We start from the raw sequence: 1,119 nt of genomic DNA on the forward strand, positions 1-1,119 counted from the left end.
GTGAGCAAGAAAATATTTCAGGCGAACATATTTTACTTGAAGGTGTTGATTGGCAAGACGCTACTGGACTACAACAGATCGTTGAAGGGAACAGTGTTGCAGCGCCAGAAATTAAGCCGATTGCTGAAGCGAATCCTATCAATAAAGTCGTGGCAGGTAGCGAAGGGCTTGGAAATGAACTTAGAGATCAAGAGTATGCGATCATTCTCGAAACATTGATTGCTTGTCATGGTCGACGTAAAGATATGGCTGAAAAGCTAGGCATTAGCCCTCGTACATTGCGTTATAAATTAGCGAAAATGCGTGATGCTGGAATAGATATTCCAAATTGAACATAAATTAGTAGTGTCAGCTTTCTGACTAGTGTATTACGATAGCTAGTCAAATTGATGCATGGCACGTTAATTGCTCTGTCAATAATACAGCTAAATAGATAGTCATAATTTTGACTCCTGAGGTAGTAAATGAGAATAGATGGTTTACAAGGCGAAATGCAGGCAATGATGGTTGAAGCTGCCAGCACGCGCCCTGCTGCAACGGGCCAAGCGGTTGGTGCAGATTTTGGCAACATGCTGACTAATGCCATCAATAATGTGAACTCATTACAAAAGACCTCTGGTAATCTTCAAACTCGTTTTGACAGTGGCGATCAAAGCGTGTCTTTATCTGACGTGATGATTGCTCGTAATAAATCTAGTGTGGCTTTTGAAGCGACGATCCAAATTAGAAATAAATTGGTCGAATCGTACAAAGAGCTGATGAACATGCCGGTATAAGTTGGGTAGTAAATAGTGGCAGATAACAGTCAAACAACAGATTTAACCGTAAGCGATAGCAACGACCACGCACTTATTGCAAGTTCTGATCTAGATGGCGAAGGGCAAAATACCGATTTAGGTGAGCGCAGTTCATCTAAGTTTGATATGGCCGTCGGTGATCTCGATTTGCTTCGTCAAGTCGTCTTAGTTCTTTCTATCTCGATCTGTGTAGCGCTTATTGTAATGCTGTTTTTCTGGGTGAAAGAGCCAGAAATGCGTCCATTAGGGGCTTACGAAACAGAAGAGTTGATCCCGGTTCTTGATTATTTGGATACGCAGAAGATTGAGTACTCTCTTGAAG

General features: G+C 41.8%; 2 protein-coding genes and 1 pseudogene. All 3 read left to right on the forward strand.

Translation table 11 applies throughout. From position 1 onward, the window contains the following. Positions 1 to 332 (forward strand): helix-turn-helix domain-containing protein (locus AB4653_RS08455; RefSeq protein WP_372103829.1); only part of this gene is annotated, 332 nt, incomplete at its 5' end. A 132-nt stretch (positions 333 to 464) separates the two neighbouring features. Continuing rightward, positions 465 to 776, forward strand: a complete 312-nt coding sequence (gene fliE, locus AB4653_RS08460; protein ID WP_009848554.1) for a flagellar hook-basal body complex protein FliE — start codon at positions 465 to 467, stop codon at positions 774 to 776. A 15-nt stretch (positions 777 to 791) separates the two neighbouring features. Further along, positions 792 to 1,119 (forward strand): annotated as a pseudogene (locus AB4653_RS08465) (flagellar basal body M-ring protein FliF); the annotation flags it as partial.

Source organism: Vibrio sp. 10N.222.48.A3 (assembly GCF_041475345.1).
GTDB lineage: Bacteria > Pseudomonadota > Gammaproteobacteria > Enterobacterales > Vibrionaceae > Vibrio > Vibrio tasmaniensis_A.

Excerpts from the sequence above, each read along its gene's own strand:
- fliE (WP_009848554.1), top strand. The coding sequence starts at position 465 with ATGAGAATAGATGGTTTACAAGGCGAAATGCAGGCAATGATGGTTGAA.